Origin of the sequence: Kushneria aurantia DSM 21353, assembly GCF_000382245.1 — a bacterium.
Lineage (GTDB): Bacteria > Pseudomonadota > Gammaproteobacteria > Pseudomonadales > Halomonadaceae > Kushneria > Kushneria aurantia.
The window spans coordinates 1-15,607 of the sequence record NZ_KB907888.1 but is presented as its reverse complement, the minus strand read 5'-3'; the positions used below and the strand labels follow the sequence as shown (position 1 = coordinate 15,607).

11 protein-coding genes and 3 tRNA genes are annotated in these 15,607 nt (G+C 63.2%); 12 read left to right on the top strand and 2 right to left on the bottom strand.

The window, feature by feature from the left end:
• Nucleotides 1-96 precede the first annotated feature (96 nt).
• The 3 genes from H146_RS0115230 (at nt 97) to eno (ending at nt 4,237) form a co-directional block, all read left to right on the top strand.
• Complete coding sequence (locus H146_RS0115230; RefSeq protein ID WP_019952748.1) at nt 97-1,770, top strand: CTP synthase; 1,674 nt, start codon at nt 97-99, stop codon at nt 1,768-1,770.
• Nucleotides 1,763-2,620 (top strand): 3-deoxy-8-phosphooctulonate synthase, encoded by an 858-nt coding sequence (gene kdsA, locus H146_RS0115225; protein WP_019952747.1) that lies wholly within the window; start codon nt 1,763-1,765, stop codon nt 2,618-2,620. The genes H146_RS0115230 and kdsA overlap by 8 nt, the downstream gene beginning before the upstream one ends.
• A gap of 324 nt (nt 2,621-2,944) precedes the next feature.
• A complete protein-coding gene (gene eno / locus H146_RS0115220; protein ID WP_019952746.1) occupies nt 2,945-4,237 on the top strand; it encodes a phosphopyruvate hydratase in 1,293 nt (430 codons plus the stop codon).
• Between the two features lie 529 nt (nt 4,238-4,766).
• Here eno and fdxA read toward each other — a convergent pair.
• Both fdxA and mutS read right to left on the bottom strand, forming a co-directional pair.
• On the bottom strand, nt 4,767-5,090 hold the full coding sequence (fdxA, locus tag H146_RS0115215) for a ferredoxin FdxA (protein WP_019952745.1): 324 nt from the start codon (nt 5,088-5,090) through the stop codon (nt 4,767-4,769).
• A 79-nt stretch (nt 5,091-5,169) separates the two neighbouring features.
• Complete coding sequence (gene mutS / locus H146_RS0115210; protein ID WP_019952744.1) at nt 5,170-7,725, bottom strand: DNA mismatch repair protein MutS; 2,556 nt, start codon at nt 7,723-7,725, stop codon at nt 5,170-5,172.
• Nucleotides 7,726-7,926: 201 nt separating this feature from the next.
• Between mutS and H146_RS0115205 the strand changes: the two genes are divergently transcribed.
• From H146_RS0115205 to H146_RS0115165, 9 genes are all read left to right on the top strand, one after another.
• Complete coding sequence (locus tag H146_RS0115205) at nt 7,927-8,430, top strand: CinA family protein (protein WP_019952743.1); 504 nt, start codon at nt 7,927-7,929, stop codon at nt 8,428-8,430.
• A 124-nt stretch (nt 8,431-8,554) separates the two neighbouring features.
• On the top strand, nt 8,555-9,634 hold the full coding sequence (gene recA / locus H146_RS0115200) for a recombinase RecA (protein WP_019952742.1): 1,080 nt from the start codon (nt 8,555-8,557) through the stop codon (nt 9,632-9,634).
• A 121-nt stretch (nt 9,635-9,755) separates the two neighbouring features.
• On the top strand, nt 9,756-10,205 hold the full coding sequence (locus H146_RS0115195; RefSeq protein WP_019952741.1) for a regulatory protein RecX: 450 nt from the start codon (nt 9,756-9,758) through the stop codon (nt 10,203-10,205).
• Nucleotides 10,206-10,445: 240 nt separating this feature from the next.
• Nucleotides 10,446-13,052 carry an alanine--tRNA ligase gene (alaS, locus tag H146_RS0115190; protein WP_019952740.1) on the top strand — a complete coding sequence of 869 codons (2,607 nt, stop codon included), beginning with the start codon at nt 10,446-10,448 and terminating at the stop codon, nt 13,050-13,052.
• A 43-nt stretch (nt 13,053-13,095) separates the two neighbouring features.
• A complete protein-coding gene (locus tag H146_RS0115185) occupies nt 13,096-14,352 on the top strand; it encodes an aspartate kinase (RefSeq protein WP_019952739.1) in 1,257 nt (418 codons plus the stop codon).
• 218 nt (nt 14,353-14,570) lie between these two features.
• Nucleotides 14,571-14,774 (top strand): carbon storage regulator CsrA, encoded by a 204-nt coding sequence (csrA, locus tag H146_RS0115180; protein WP_019952738.1) that lies wholly within the window; start codon nt 14,571-14,573, stop codon nt 14,772-14,774.
• A gap of 114 nt (nt 14,775-14,888) precedes the next feature.
• A tRNA-Ser gene (locus H146_RS0115175) sits at nt 14,889-14,981 on the top strand.
• Nucleotides 14,982-15,051: 70 nt separating this feature from the next.
• Nucleotides 15,052-15,128: transfer RNA gene (locus tag H146_RS0115170), tRNA-Arg, on the top strand.
• Nucleotides 15,129-15,151: 23 nt separating this feature from the next.
• A tRNA-Arg gene (locus tag H146_RS0115165) sits at nt 15,152-15,228 on the top strand.
• Nucleotides 15,229-15,607 lie beyond the last annotated feature (379 nt).

Here is a 15,607-nt window from a genome sequence, read left to right as displayed (position 1 = left end):
TTGAGCCTCCCGACGCTTTCGGGTAGACTGGCTTCCCATCCTGGTTCACCGCTCTGGTGCGCCAACCCCCGGCCAAGCTTCATCAACAGGTTCCCCATGACGACGCGATATATTTTCGTGACCGGTGGCGTTGTGTCTTCTCTAGGCAAGGGCATCGCCGCCGCCTCTCTGGCTGCCATTCTGGAAGCCCGTGGCCTGAAGGTCACGATTTTAAAGCTCGACCCCTATATCAACGTTGATCCGGGCACCATGAGCCCCTTCCAGCACGGCGAGGTGTTCGTCACCGAGGATGGCGCCGAAACCGATCTCGACCTGGGCCACTACGAACGTTTCATCCGTTCGCGCATGAGCCAGGCCAACAACTTCACCACCGGCCGGGTCTATGAGCACGTGCTGCGCAAGGAGCGCCGCGGCGACTACCTGGGCGGCACGGTGCAGGTCATCCCGCATATCACCGACGAGATCAAGCGCCGCGTCAAGGCGGGCGCCGAGGGCTACGACGTGGCGCTGGTGGAGATCGGCGGTACCGTCGGCGACATCGAGTCGCTGCCCTTTCTGGAGGCGATTCGCCAGCTGCGCACCGAGGTGGGGGCGTCGCGCGCGCTGTTCATGCATCTGACCCTGGTGCCCTATATCCGCAGCGCCGGCGAGACCAAGACCAAGCCCACTCAGCACAGCGTCAAGGAGCTGCGCTCGATCGGCATTCAGCCCGATATTCTGCTGTGCCGCAGCGAAGTGGAGATCGAGGCGGGCGAGCGGCGCAAGATCGCGCTGTTTACCAACGTCGAGGAGCGCGCCGTCATCCCCATCCAGGATGCCGACACCATCTACCGCATTCCGCTGATGCTGCACGATCAGCAGCTCGACGATATCGTCTGCGACAAGCTGCGCCTCGAGGCCGAGCCCGCCGATCTGGCCGAGTGGGTGCGGGTGCTGGATGCCAAGCTCAACCCGCTCAAGACCATCAATATCGCCATGGTCGGCAAGTACATGGAGCTGCTGGATGCCTACAAGTCGCTCAACGAAGCGCTGATCCACGCCGGTATTCAGACCCGGGTGCGGGTCAATATCGAGTACGTCGACTCGGAAGTGATCGAGCGCGAGGGCGTCGAACGCCTCGAGGGCAAGGACGCCATCCTGGTGCCCGGCGGCTTCGGTTCGCGCGGCGTGGAGGGCAAGATCGCCACGGCGCGTTTCGCCCGCGAACACGGTGTGCCCTATCTGGGCATCTGCCTCGGCATGCAGGTGGCGGTGATCGAGTTCGCCCGCCACCTGGCCGGCTGGCAGGACGCCAACTCCACCGAGTTCACCCACGACACGCGCCACCCGGTGGTAGGGTTGATCACCGAGTGGATCACCCCCGAGGGGCGCATCGAGACCCGCGATGCGTCCTCCGATCTGGGCGGTACCATGCGCCTCGGGGGCCAGAGCTGCGTGCTGGCCGAAGGCACAAGAGCGCGCGAGGTCTATGGCAGCGAGACGATCGTCGAGCGCCATCGTCATCGCTACGAAATCAACGACCAGTTCGTTGCCGAGCTGGAGCAGGCGGGGCTGATTATCTCCGGCAGGAGCGTCGATCAGTCACTGGTGGAAATGGTCGAGCTGGTCGATCATCCCTGGTATGTGGCCTGTCAGTTTCATCCCGAATTCACCTCTACGCCGCGCGATGGCCATCCGCTCTTTACCGGCTTTGTCAACGCGGCGCTGGCGCATCGCACCACGCGTCTCAAGCACAGCGGCGGGCGTGAACAGGAGCGCGACCATGAGTGATCAGTCTATCCAGCGCGAGATCGATATCGCCGGCCTGACGGTCGGCAATCGCCGGCCATTGACCCTGTTCGGCGGCATGAACGTGCTCGAATCCCGCGAACTGGCGATCGAGGTGGCCGACGCCTGGCAGCAGGCGACCACCGCACTGGGCATGCCCTGGGTGTTCAAGGCCAGCTTCGACAAGGCCAACCGCAGTTCCATCCACTCCTTTCGCGGCCCGGGGCTGGAAAAGGGGCTTGCGATTCTCGACGAGATCAAAAGCCGCTTCGGCGTGCCGGTGCTGAGCGATGTTCACGAGCCCGGCCAGGCGCGCGCCGTGGCCGAGGTGTGCGACGTCATTCAGCTGCCCGCCTTTCTGGGCCGTCAGACCGACCTGGTGGTGGCAATGGCCCAAACCGGCGCGGTGCTCAATCTCAAGAAACCGCAGTTCATTGCCCCCCACGAGATGCGCCATATCGTGCGCAAGTGCGAGGAGGCCGGCAATGACCGGCTGTTGCTGTGTGAGCGCGGCACCAGCTTCGGCTACAACAACCTGGTGGTCGATATGCTCGCCTTCGGCGAGATGAAGCGCAGTGGCTATCCGCTGCTGTTCGACGTCACCCACGCGCTGCAGCAGCCGGGCGGGCGCAGCGACAGCGCCGGCGGCCGCCGCCGGCAGGTGCTGGAGCTGGCCCGTGCGGGGGTTGCCACCGGCCTTGCCGGGCTTTTCGTGGAGGCCCATCCGGACCCCGACAGCGCCCTGTGTGACGGCCCCTGTGCGCTGCCGTTGGGTCGGCTGCACGCGTTTCTCGAACAGCTCAAAATGCTCGATGCGGTGGTCAAAAACCTCGCTTCCATCGACATCGATTGAGACATTCGACGCCGGCCGTGAGTCGGCGTTCTGCGCTGTGCCGCTCGCTCGTGGCGACTGAGACCGAGCGGCATGGCGAGCGGCGGGCGTCTCCCTTATGCTTGTCGATGTTCTGGAGCGTATTTCAAAACATCGGTTGTGACGGAGTCGATAGCAGGTTGAAGCAAGGGTCTTTCGACAGGATGTCGAAAGTAGCGCCCGGGGAAGGGTTTACAGCGCCCTTGCGGCAACCTGCTGTCGGTGAAGCAGCAGTTCTGAAACGCTTCCTTATCGGTGTCCGGCCCTCGCGCCGGGCGCCGCTCAATCCGTAAAAGGAGGAATGGAATGGCTGAAATCGTCGATATCCAGGGGCTCGAAGTGCTCGACTCCCGTGGTAACCCTACCGTAATGGCAACCGTTACCCTGTCCGGTGGTGTGGTCGAACAGGCCTATGCGCCCTCCGGCGCTTCCACCGGCTCGCGCGAGGCGCTGGAGCTGCGCGATGGCGACAAGAGCCGCTATCTGGGCAAGGGCGTGCTGAAGGCGGTCGAATCGATCAATACAGTGATTCGTGACCGCCTCAAGGGCATGGACGCCGCCGACCAGCGTGCGCTGGACAAGGCGATGCTGGAACTGGACGGCACCGACAACAAGGAGAAACTGGGCGCCAACGCCATTCTGGCCGTGTCGCTGGCCTGTGCACGGGCGGCGGCGAGCGAGAAGAAAATGCCGCTCTACGCCCATATCGCCGAGCTCTACGGCACGCCGGGGCAGTACAGCATGCCGCTGCCGATGATGAACATCATGAACGGCGGTGAGCACGCCGATAATAACGTCGATATCCAGGAGTTCATGGTGCAGCCGGCGGGAGCGAAAAACTTCCGCGAAGGGCTGCGTATGGGCGCCGAGATTTTCCATGCGCTGAAGAAAGTGCTGAGCGGTCGCGGCCTTTCCACCACCGTGGGCGACGAGGGTGGTTTCGCGCCCAATCTGGACTCCAACGCCGATGCGCTGGCCGCGATCAAGCAGGCGGTCAGCGATGCCGGCTATCAGCTGGGCAGCGACGTGACGCTGGCGCTCGACTGTGCTGCTACCGAGTTCTACAAGGATGGCCAGTACAGCCTCTCCGGCGAAAACAAGCGCTTCGACAGTGCAGGCTTCTGCGACTACCTGGCCGAGCTGGTCGAGCAGTATCCCATCGTCTCCATCGAGGACGGGCTCGACGAGTCCGACTGGGATGGCTGGAAAATGCTCACCGACCGCCTCGGCGACCGTGTGCAGCTGGTCGGCGACGACCTGTTCGTGACCAACACGCGCATTCTGCGCGAGGGTATCGACAAGGGCGTGGGCAACTCGATTCTGATCAAGTTCAACCAGATCGGCTCGCTCAGCGAGACGCTGGATGCCATCAAAATGGCGAAGGACGCCGGCTATACCACGATCATCTCGCACCGCAGCGGTGAGACCGAGGATACCACCATCGCCGATCTCGCCGTGGGGACCTGCGCTGGTCAGATCAAGACCGGCTCGCTGTCGCGCAGCGACCGGGTGGCCAAATACAACCGCCTGCTGATGATCGAAGCGCAGCTTGGCGACAGCGTGCCCTGGCGCGGTGTGAAAGAGGTGAAAGGACAATAATGTGACGCCTTGAGCACACCTCAATCAATTATTTTGATCCGGTCGTGGGTGCGACCGGATTTTTTAATGCATGAGTGCTTGAATTTTACGAATCCTGTATCAGTCGCTTGACCCCCCGGCAGCCCGGCACCCACCATAAGACTCAGTCGATGACGGCGGAGATTTATCAATCTCTACTACCCGGAAAGGTCGTCAATGTCGCAAGGGATGTTGAGCGGAAAAAACATCTGCGGGACAGACCTGATCCGCAATAAATTTCTCGTCCGGGCCAATGGAACAGGCCCTTTGCCAACTGCCGCAGGCAGTGGCGATGACCGTCACGCAAGGTGACGGGACAGCACAAAATCTTCTTTTTTTAATGGCGCGCCGGGTATCGAATGGATTCGATCTCCCTGCATGGAAGGCGCCAAGGGACCCGGAGCAAACGGACAGGCTCAAGGAAGCAGGATGCAGTGGGCGGCCCCAGGGCCGCCTTTTTTGGTTTCAATAACCGACACAAAGGCCGGTTTTGTGGGGTTGGGAAGGGGCGTCAGCGCTCCAGCTTTTCCAGCTTGCCCGGCACGCCGTTCCACTCGTTGGCATCGGCGGGCGGGTCGCTGCGTTCGTTGATATTGGGCCACTCCTCGGCCAGATCGGCGTTGAGCTCGATGAACTTCTCCTGGCCCTCGGGCAGCTCGTCCTCGGAAAAGATTGCCTCGGCCGGGCACTCCGGCTCGCACAGCGCGCAGTCGATACACTCGTCGGGATGGATCACCAGGAAATTGGGGCCCTCATAAAAGCAGTCGACCGGGCAGACTTCCACGCAGTCCGTATATTTGCACTTGATGCAGTTCTCGGTGACGACGAAGGTCATGTGACGAACTCCTGATGAAACATGCGCCGCCGACTTCCTGTCAGCGGCGTGAAAGATGTAGCGCAGGCGGGCGCCTATTCTAGAGGCGTGCGCGCCACTCGTACAGCAGAGCCAGCGCCTCGCGCGGCGACAGGCTGTCCGGATCGAGCTGCTCCAGCGCCTCGATCAGCGGATGCGGTGCACTGGCGAACAGGTCGTTCTGCTGTGGCACTGTGGTTGATTCCGGCGCTCCCGGCGCTGCAGGGGGCGTGGATGCAGGGCTGAACTCCTGCGTCTCCAGCTCGCTCAGCCGCTTTCGGGCGCGCTCGATCACCGCCCGCGGTACGCCGGCCAGCTGCGCCACCTGCAGGCCGTAGCTCTGACTGGCGGGGCCGGGTTCGACGCGATGCATGAAGACGATACCGTCGTTGTGTTCGGTGGCGCTGAGGTGGACGTTGGCGACTTCCGGCAGCTGCTCGGCCAGTGAGGTCATCTCGAAGTAGTGGGTGGCGAAGAGGGTAAAGGCGCGGCTGGCGGCGAGGTGCTCGGCCGCCGCCCAGGCCAGCGACAGACCGTCGAAGGTGCTGGTGCCGCGACCGATCTCATCCATCAGTACCAGACTCTCGGCGGTGGCGTTGTGCAGAATGCTGGCGGTTTCGGTCATCTCCACCATGAAGGTGGAACGGCCCCCGGCGAGGTCGTCGGAGGAGCCGATGCGGGTGAAGATGCGGTCGATGGGGCCGATCTCGGCGCTGGCGGCGGGCACGAAACAGCCGGTATGGGCGAGCAGGGCGATCAGCGCATTCTGGCGCATGAAGGTGGACTTGCCGCCCATATTGGGGCCGGTGATCACCAGCATGCGGGTGTCGTCCTCGAAGGCGAGATCGTTGGGCACGAAGGGGTGCTCGCTGACCTGCTCGACCACCGGATGGCGGCCTTCGCGAATCACCATGCCCGGCGCTTCGCGCAGCTGCGGGCGCACCAGCGACAGGCTGCGAGCGCGTTCGGCGAAGGCGGTCAGCACATCGAGGGTGGCCAGCGCCTGCGCCATCCGCGTCAGCGGCGTCAGCTCGGCGTTAAGTGCCTCCAGCAGGCTGTCATAAAGCAGTTTTTCGCGCGCCAGCGCGCGGGTGCGGGCCGACAGGGCGCGATCCTCGAACTCCTTGAGCTCGGGGATAATAAAGCGCTCGGCGTTTTTCAGCGTCTGACGGCGAATGTAGTCGGCCGGCGCCTCCCGCGCCTGGGCGCGGGGAATCTCGATGTAGTAGCCATGGACCCGGTTGTAGCCCACCTTGAGGCCTGCCAGGCCGGTGCGTTCGCGTTCGCGGGTCTCCAGCTTCACCAGGTAGTCGCCGGCGTTTTCGTGCAGCGCCTGTAGTTCGTCGAGTTCGTCGTCGAAGCCCTCGCGAATCACGCCGCCGTCGCGGATCACCACCGGCGGATTGTCGACCAGCGCGCGGCTGAGAGTATCGGCCAGCTCCGGCCAGGGCACGATATGGCGTGCCAGCTCGTCCAGCGTGCTGCCCTCGGTGAAGGTCGCCAGCCGCTCGGCGAGTGCCGGCAGGGCATTGAGGGCGTCGCGCAGCCGCGCCAGGTCGCGCGGGCGGGCGCTGAGCAGCGCCACCCGGGCGAGGATGCGCTCGATATCGCCGATACCACGTAGCGTATCGCCGAAGCGCTCGATATGATCCGCTTCGTCCAGCAGGGTAACGGCGTGCTGGCGGGCATTGATCTCGCCGCGGTTGCGCAGCGGCCGGTTGAGCCAGCGGCGCAGCAGTCGCCCGCCCATGGCGGTGGCGGTGGTATCCAGAACGGCGGCGAGGGTATTGTCGCTGCCGCCGGTCAGGTTGCGGTCGATCTCCAGGTTGCGGCGGCTGGCGGCATCGATCACCACCGAGTCGTCGCGGCTCTCGACGCCGATGGCGGTGATATGGGGCAGCGCCGAGCGCTGGGTGTCGCGCACATAGTCGATCAATACGCCGGCGGCGGTCAGCGCCCGTGGCAGATGCTCGCAGCCGAAGCCGGCGAGGTTCTGCACCTGGAGCTGATCGCACAGCAGCCGTCGCGAGGTCTCGAGATCGAAGTGCCAGTCACTCTGACGGCGCAGGCCGCGGCGCTGTTCGAGGCGCTGCGGCAGTGTCATGCTCTCCATCAGCAGCAGTTCGGCGGGGTCGATGCGCTCCAGCTCGGCCAGCATATCGGCTTCGCTGTCGGCCTCCAGCACGCAGAAGCGACCGCTGGAGAGCTCCAGCCACGCCAGCCCCCAGTGCTGGCCCTCCGGGTAGAGGGCGGCGACCTGGTTGTCGCGGCGCTCGTCGAGCAGGGCCTCGTCGTGCAGCGTGCCGGGGGTGACGATGCGCACCACGCGGCGCTCTACCGGCCCTTTGGCGGTGTTGGGATCGCCGATCTGCTCGCAGATCGCCACCGACTCACCGAGGCGCACCAGCCGCGCGAGGTAGCTCTCGGCGCTGTGATAGGGCACACCGGCCATCGGGATGGGGGCGCCGTTGGAGCTGCCGCGGGCGGTCAGGGTGATATCGAGCAGCTCGGCGGCGCGTCGCGCGTCGTCGTGGAACAGCTCGTAGAAATCTCCCATGCGATAGAACAGCAGCACCTCGGGGTGCTCGCGTTTGATGCGAAAATATTGCGCCATCATCGGCGTATGCTGTGAATCGCTGCTGCCTGCCACGTGAAAAGGCCCTGTCGGAGAAGAGATAAAATCGACCCACGAGGCTATCACGAACCGGCCGCCGGTGGCGTGACAAAACGCGACGGCTATTCGACAGGCCTGCCTTCCGGCAACACCTTCGTTTATCATGATGGGCATTTTCCCATCTTGATGTGAGCGAGTCTCACCATGGCAAAGGCATCAGGCATTCAGGCGCTGGCGAGCCGGCTCTGCACCCTCTGCGAGCAGCAGGGCGTGACGGTGACCGCCGCCGAGTCCTGCACCGGCGGTGGCGTGGCGCGGGCGATCACTGATATCGCCGGCAGTTCGGCCTGCTTTGAAACCGGCTACGTGACCTACGCCAACAGCGCCAAGCAGCGCCTGCTGGGCGTATCACAGGTGTCGCTGGAGTTGTTCGGCGCGGTTAGCGAGACCGTGGTACACGAAATGGTGCGTGGCGCCTGCCGCGACAGCGGCGCCGATCTGGGCGTGGCGATAAGCGGTATCGCCGGTCCCGGCGGCGGCACCAGCGAAAAACCGGTGGGTACGGTATGGCTGGCCTGGGGCACCGCTACCCAGAGCCAGGCGCAGTGCCACCGTATTGCCGGCGAGCGCCTCGAGGTGCGCCGCGAGGCGGTGCGGCTGGCGCTCGAAGGGCTGATTGCGCGGCTCGAGCAGTCTCCTTTCGAATGAAACCGTTGACGCTGCGTTGGGCCTGACGGGATATGACGTCGCGCCATTATTGGGTTAGAATACTGGACAAGCATACAGATGTACGGCACTGAAATGCCGGACTGATCCGACCGGAGGCATTGGCATGGCACAGGATGACAACCGTTCGAAGGCGCTCAACGCCGCTCTCTCCCAGATCGAAAAGCAGTTCGGCAAGGGGGCCGTCATGCGCATGGGCGATGCCCCGCGAGTAGCGATTCCGGCGGTTTCGACCGGCTCGCTGGGGCTCGATATCGCCCTTGGTGTGGGCGGTCTGCCGTTCGGCCGTATCGTCGAGATCTTCGGCCCCGAGGCGTCGGGCAAAACCACCATCACGCTATCGGTCATTGCCCAGGCGCAGAAACAGGGCAAGACCTGCGCTTTCATCGACGCCGAGCACGCTCTCGACCCCGGTTACGCCGAAAAGCTCGGCGTCAATCTCGATGACCTGCTGGTGTCGCAGCCCGACACCGGCGAGCAGGCGCTGGAGATCTGCGACATGCTGGTGCGCTCCGGCGGCGTCGACGTCATCGTCGTCGACTCGGTAGCGGCGCTCACCCCGCGCGCCGAAATCGAGGGCGAAATGGGGGACTCTCACGTGGGGCTGCAGGCGCGTCTGATGTCGCAGGCGCTGCGCAAGGTGACCGGCCACATCAAGAACGCCAACTGCATGGTGATGTTCGTCAACCAGATCCGCATGAAGATCGGTGTGATGTTCGGCAACCCGGAAACCACCACCGGCGGCAACGCGCTCAAGTTCTACTCCAGTGTGCGTCTCGATATCCGCCGTACCGGTTCGGTCAAGCAGGGCGACGAGGCGATCGGCAACGAGACCCGCGTCAAGGTGGTCAAGAACAAGGTGGCGCCGCCGTTTCGTCAGGCGGAGTTCCAGATTCTCTACGGCAAGGGGATCTACCACGCCGGCGAGGTGATCGACCTGGGCGTGCAGTGCAGCCTGGTCAACAAGGCCGGGGCCTGGTACAGCTACAAGGGCAACAAGATCGGTCAGGGCAAGGCCAACGCCGCTCAGTATCTCGAGGACAATCCCGAAACGATGCGCGAGATCGAGGATGCCATCCGCGGCCAGCTGCTGACCACGCCGCAGACCAAAGAGGCGGACGAGGAGCAGCCCGCCGAAGCCGAGGCGTCGGCCGATGCGGGGCCGGAGAGCGACGACCTGCTCTGATCTTTTGAAGGGGTCGAAACCGCATGTCGAGGAAGCCGCATGTCGAGACAGCAGGGCGCGTTCAACGAACGCGCCCTTCGTTGTGGCCAGGTCGAGCCTGTAAGCCGAAGGGAAAACCTCGATGACCGACACGACGCCGCACGAGCGCGCCATTGGGCTACTGGCGCGGCGCGAATACAGCCGCGCCGAACTGCGCGAGCGGCTTTTGCGTCACGATCACGACGCCGACGAGGTGGAGGCGACGCTCGATTGCCTGGCCAACGACAATCTGCAGTCCGATGCGCGCTTTGCCGAACATTTCGTACGTTCGCGAATCGGCAGGCTACAGGGGCCGCGCAAAATCAGCGCCGAGCTGGCCGCTCGCGGCATCGACCGGGAGCTGGTGCGTGAAGCGCTTGACGAGAGTGACGTCGACTGGTTCGAGCTGGCAGCGCAGGCGCTGGCGCGGCGTTTCTCTACGCCGGGCGCGGATATGAAGGCGCGTGCGAAGCGTCAGCGCTTTCTCGCCTCGCGCGGCTTTGACGGCGAGCAGAGCCGTCATGCGCTGGAAAGCCTCGACGGCGAAGCGTAAATCCACTCGGGGCAGCATCTTCTCTCCCTCCCATTCCATCCCGCCATTCGCCCCGGTCTTGTGCAGTCGCCGACAATATTTACACAGGCCATATTCGCGCCCGGGTGCGGCATACTGATACATTGAGTGACCAAAGGGCCGGGTGCGTGCGCCCGTATTGATCGACCCCGGCCGCGCGTGTACCGCCGGCGGCCGCCCTGCGTCCCCTGATTATCCGATCCATTGTTTTACGGAAAGAGCATGAAAAGCGCCGAGATACGACAAGCGTTTGTGGAATTCTTTGAACACCACGGACACACCCGGGTGCCCTCCAGCTCGCTGGTGCCCGACAACGACCCCACGCTGCTTTTCACCAACGCCGGCATGGTGCCTTTCAAGGACGTGTTTCTGGGTCGTGACCCGCGCCCCTATGTGCGTGCCACCTCGGCGCAGCGCTGCGTAAGGGCCGGCGGCAAGCACAATGATCTCGACAACGTCGGCTACACGGCGCGTCACCACACGCTGTTCGAGATGCTGGGCAATTTCAGCTTCGGTGACTACTTCAAGCGCGAGGCGATCAACTTCGCCTGGCAGTTTCTGACCGGCACCCTCGGTCTGCCGGCGGAGAAACTATGGGTCACGGTGCATGAGAGTGACGACGAGGCCGCCGCCATCTGGCTCGACGAAATCGGTGTCAGCTCCGAGCGCTTTTCGCGGCTGGATGAAGACAACTTCTGGCAGATGGGAGATACCGGTCCCTGTGGTCCCTGCTCGGAGGTCTTCTACGATCACGGCCCGGAGGTTGCCGGCGGCCCCCCGGGCAGTCCCGACGAGGATGGCGATCGCTACATCGAGGTGTGGAACCTGGTCTTCATGCAGTATGACCGCGACGCCTCCGGAGAGATGACGCCGCTGCCCAGCCCCTCGATCGATACCGGCATGGGGCTCGAGCGTATCGCTGCCGTCATGCAGGGCGTGCACTCCAACTACGAGATCGACCTGTTTGCCCGCCTGCTCGCCTCGGCGGCCGAAATCGCCGGCCAGAACGATATTCAGCAGCCCTCGCTGCGGGTGATTGCCGACCATATCCGCTCCTGTGCCTTTCTGATCGCCGACGGCGTGATCCCCGCCAACGAAGGGCGCGGCTACGTGCTGCGGCGTATCATCCGCCGCGCGGTGCGCCACGGCCACAAACTGGGCGTGCGCGAACCCTTCTTCTATCGGCTGGTGGGAGCGCTCGACGCGGAGATGGGTGAGGCCTACCCGGAGCTGCGCGAACGCCGTGAGCTGATCGAGAAGACGCTGCTGCGCGAAGAGGAGCAGTTCGCGCGCACTCTGGATCACGGCATGCGCCTGCTTGACGAGGCGCTGGCATCGCTCACCGGTACCACCCTGGATGGCGAGACCATCTTCAAACTCTATGACACCTACGGCTTCCCCTTCGATCTGACCGCCGATATCGCCCGCGAGCGCGACATCATGCTCGACGAAGTGGGCTTTCAGCGCGAACTCGAGGCACAGCGCAGCCGTGCTCGCGCCGCCAGTCGCTTTGGCGCCCGGCTCGAGGTGCAGCTGGAGCTGGAAGGGGAGAGTACCTTCATCGGCTATGAACATCTCACCGGCGAGGCCGAGGTGCGGGCCCTGCTCAACGACGATGGCGAGCGGGTCGAGCGGCTCGAGGCGGGGCAGAGCGGGGCGGTGGTGCTCGACCGCACGCCTTTCTACGCCGAAGCCGGCGGCCAGGTGGGCGACTGCGGCACGCTGACTCTCGAGGGAGTGTGTTTTGCGGTACGCGACACGCAAAAGCGCGGCCGTCACAGCGTTCACTTCGGCGAGGTCGTCGAGGGCGTACTGCCGGTGTCCTCGCCTGTCACCGCGCAGGTCGATGCCGAGCGGCGTCAGGCGATCATGCGCCACCACTCCGCCACCCATCTGCTGCACGAGGCGCTGCGGCGGGTGCTGGGCGATCACGTACAACAAAAAGGCTCGCTGGTCAGCGATGAGCGTCTACGCTTTGATTTCAGCCATATGGAAGCGGTCACCGAGGAGCAGCTTCGCGAGGTAGAACACATCGTCAACCGACAGGTGCTGGCCAATACCCCGGTGACCACCCGGCATATGAGTCTCGACAAGGCGCGCGAGCTGGGCGCGCAGGCGCTGTTCGAGGCCAAATACGGCGAAAGCGTGCGGGTGCTGACGATGGGTACCGATGACTTCTCCATCGAGCTTTGCGGCGGTACTCATGTGCCGCGCACCGGTGATGTCGGTCCCGTACAGCTGATCGGTGAGTCCGGCGTGGCGGCCGGCGTGCGCCGCGTCGAGGCGCTCTCCGGCATGGCGGCGCTGGCGCGCTTTGAATCTCAGCGCGATCAGCTTGCGCGGCTGGCCGATGAGCTGCGCACTCGGCCCGAGCAGCTCGAAGCGAAAGTGGCTGCGCTTGTCGAGCGCAATCGAGATCTGGAGCGCGAGCTGGAGCGCAGTCGTTCGAAGCTGGCCAGTCAGGCGGGTAACGACATGCTCGACGAGGCCGAGGAGATCGCCGGCGTGCAGGTGCTGACGCGCCGTCTGGAGGGCGTCAGCCCCAGGGAGCTGCGCGGCGTGATGGATCAGATGAAAAATCGTCTCGGCTCCGGCGTGGCGGTGCTGGGCGTGGCCGGTGACGACAAGGTCAACCTGATCGTCGGGGTGACGAAGGATCTCACCGCGCGCATCGACGCCGGGCAGCTGGTGGGCGCCATCGCCCCGCAGGTCGGCGGTCGCGGTGGTGGCCGGGCCGATATGGCGCAGGCTGGCGGTAGCGATGTGGCGGGGCTGGACGACGCCCTGGCGGCAGCGCGCCAATGGATTGCCGACCGGCTCGGGCGGTAATCTCCGGCACAGGATTCAGGAATAAATCACAACAGGAAGCACTATGGCGCTTTACGTGCAGAAATTCGGCGGCACTTCGGTGGGCAGCGTCGAACGAATCAAGGCGGTAGCCGAGAAGGTCAAGGGCTTTCGCGATCAGGGCCACCAGGTGGTGGTCGTGGTCTCCGCCATGAGCGGTGAGACCAATCGCCTGATCGAGCTCGCCTCGCAGATCAACGAGGAGCCCACGCCGCGCGAAATGGACATGCTGGTGTCGACCGGCGAACAGGTCACCATTTCGCTTCTGGCCATGGCGCTGCAGCAGTTGAACGTACGGGCTACCTCCTATACCGGCGCTCAGGTCGGCATTCAGACCGACAGTGCCCACACCCGGGCGCGCATTCAGCGCATCGAGACCGACGAGATTCGTGAAGATCTCGACGAGGGGCAGGTGGTAGTGGTCGCCGGCTTTCAGGGTGTCGATGCCGAAGGCAACATTACCACCCTGGGGCGTGGTGGCTCGGATACCACCGGAGTGGCGCTGGCGGCGGCGCTGGGCGCCGACGAGTGCCAGATCTATACCGATGTCGACGGCGTCTACACCACCGACCCGAGGGTCTGCGACAGGGCCCGGCGCCTCTCCAGCATCACCGTTGAGGAGATGCTCGAGATGGCCAGTCTGGGCTCGAAGGTGCTGCAGATTCGCGCCGTGGAGTTCGCCGGTAAATACAACGTACCGCTACGTGTGCTCTCCTCCTTCGAGGAGGGACCGGGTACCCTGATTACCACCGAGCAAGAGATTACCGATATGGAAGAGCCGCTGATTTCGGGTATCGCCTTCAATCAGAACGAAGCCAAGCTGACCGTGCTCAACACGCCCGACGTGCCGGGTGTGGCTTCGCAGATTCTGGGTCCGATCTCGGATGCCAATATCGAAGTGGACATGATCGTCCAGAACGTGGCGCCTGCCGGCGACTACACTGACTTTACCTTCACCGTGGCGAAAAGTGATTTTCGTCAGACCCAGCGCATTCTGCAGGAGAAGGTGATCCCCGAACTCGGCGGTGGTGAAGTTCGCGGCGACGACAAGATCGTCAAGGTGTCGTTGGTCGGCGTCGGCATGCGCTCTCACGCCGGTGTTGCGACAAAGATGTTCCGCGTGCTGGCCGACGAAGGTATCAACATTCGGATGGTGTCTACTTCGGAAATCAAGATTTCGGTGGTTATCGACGAGAAATTCCTTGAGCTGGCAGTGCGCTCCCTGCATACCGCTTTCGGTCTTGACCGGGACGATGTCAACGAAGAGAAAAACCAGCACTAGGCGCTGTAGACAGGCTTGAACGCCATAGTGGACGAAGCGGATGGCACTGATCGAAAGCCGGCTTCATCCTCTCGGCAGAGTAAATCGAGCCACTGGTTTTTAACTCAGGTTGGATAAAGCGATCGCCTGGCGCATAATACCAGGCCGTCATATTTACGTGCTTTGGTATGCAAGCGGGCCAGAAAACAGCAGGGAGAGGCAATGATAAGGAGGTCAGCATGCTTATACTGACTCGCCGGGTAGGCGAGACACTCATGGTCGGCGATGAAATTACCGTCACTGTACTGGGCGTCAAGGGCAACCAGGTGCGCCTTGGCGTCAATGCGCCGCGTAATGTCTCGGTTCATCGCGAGGAAATTTACCAGCGCATCCAGCAGGAGCGGGTCGAAACCGAAACCGACGAGGGCGGCAATAAAGGTTGAGCATCTTCCGTGAGATGCACGATGTCGGCCGAATTGATTGAATATCGTAAAGTTTTTGACTCGGGGCTGGACATCGACAGGTACAATCGGTAATATGCGCGCCGTACCGATCAAGGAGAGGTGGCCGAGCGGCTGAAGGCGCTCCCCTGCTAAGGGAGTATAGGGTTTATAGCCCTATCGAGGGTTCGAATCCCTCCCTCTCCGCCATTTTCGGTAAGTCTGATGTCGGTTGATTGACACCGAAAAACGACATTAGATCACAAGCAGGATATCTCACGCGCCCGTAGCTCAGCTGGATAGAGTACCTGACTACGAATCAGGTGGTCGGAGGTTCGAATCCTCCCGGGCGCGCCACTCCTGTTTCCTGCTTTTAATCTGCGCCCGTAGCTCAGCTGGATAGAGTACCTGACTACGAATCAGGTGGTCGGAGGTTCGAATCCTCCCGGGCGCGCCAGATATTCGCAAAAAACCCCGTTCGCTATAGCGAGCGGGGTTTTTTGTTTGCCCGGCGAAGCCGGCAAACCCGGACACCTGAAAGAAGGTGTCGTCACCCCGACTGAGGGGAAGACAATCCGACTGGCAAGGGCGTCACTGGCCAACGGTGGGGTCTAAAGGAAGCCATAGGAAGTTAACGGTACACAACGCAAGTGAACCTGCTTCGGCAGCACAGGTGGGTAAGCGTGCAAAATAGCGCGACGCCCAATACTCAGTCAGACCTGTGTTGTGCTTGAGGGTGGCATCGTTAACAGGGAGCCGGTGCAGTAACCGGGGAAGCCTGGCACCGAGTCCGGCAAAGCCGGAGGTTGTGGCTCAAGGTGAAAACCAAGGCGACA

Coding starts and splice junctions, on each gene's coding strand:
- H146_RS0115230 (WP_019952748.1), top strand. CDS start 97: ATGACGACGCGATATATTTTCGTGACCGGTGGCGTTGTGTCTTCTCTA.
- kdsA (WP_019952747.1), top strand. CDS start 1,763: ATGAGTGATCAGTCTATCCAGCGCGAGATCGATATCGCCGGCCTGACG.
- eno (WP_019952746.1), top strand. CDS start 2,945: ATGGCTGAAATCGTCGATATCCAGGGGCTCGAAGTGCTCGACTCCCGT.
- fdxA (WP_019952745.1), bottom strand. CDS start 5,090: ATGACCTTCGTCGTCACCGAGAACTGCATCAAGTGCAAATATACGGAC.
- mutS (WP_019952744.1), bottom strand. CDS start 7,725: ATGATGGCGCAATATTTTCGCATCAAACGCGAGCACCCCGAGGTGCTG.
- H146_RS0115205 (WP_019952743.1), top strand. CDS start 7,927: ATGGCAAAGGCATCAGGCATTCAGGCGCTGGCGAGCCGGCTCTGCACC.
- recA (WP_019952742.1), top strand. CDS start 8,555: ATGGCACAGGATGACAACCGTTCGAAGGCGCTCAACGCCGCTCTCTCC.
- H146_RS0115195 (WP_019952741.1), top strand. CDS start 9,756: ATGACCGACACGACGCCGCACGAGCGCGCCATTGGGCTACTGGCGCGG.
- alaS (WP_019952740.1), top strand. CDS start 10,446: ATGAAAAGCGCCGAGATACGACAAGCGTTTGTGGAATTCTTTGAACAC.
- H146_RS0115185 (WP_019952739.1), top strand. CDS start 13,096: ATGGCGCTTTACGTGCAGAAATTCGGCGGCACTTCGGTGGGCAGCGTC.
- csrA (WP_019952738.1), top strand. CDS start 14,571: ATGCTTATACTGACTCGCCGGGTAGGCGAGACACTCATGGTCGGCGAT.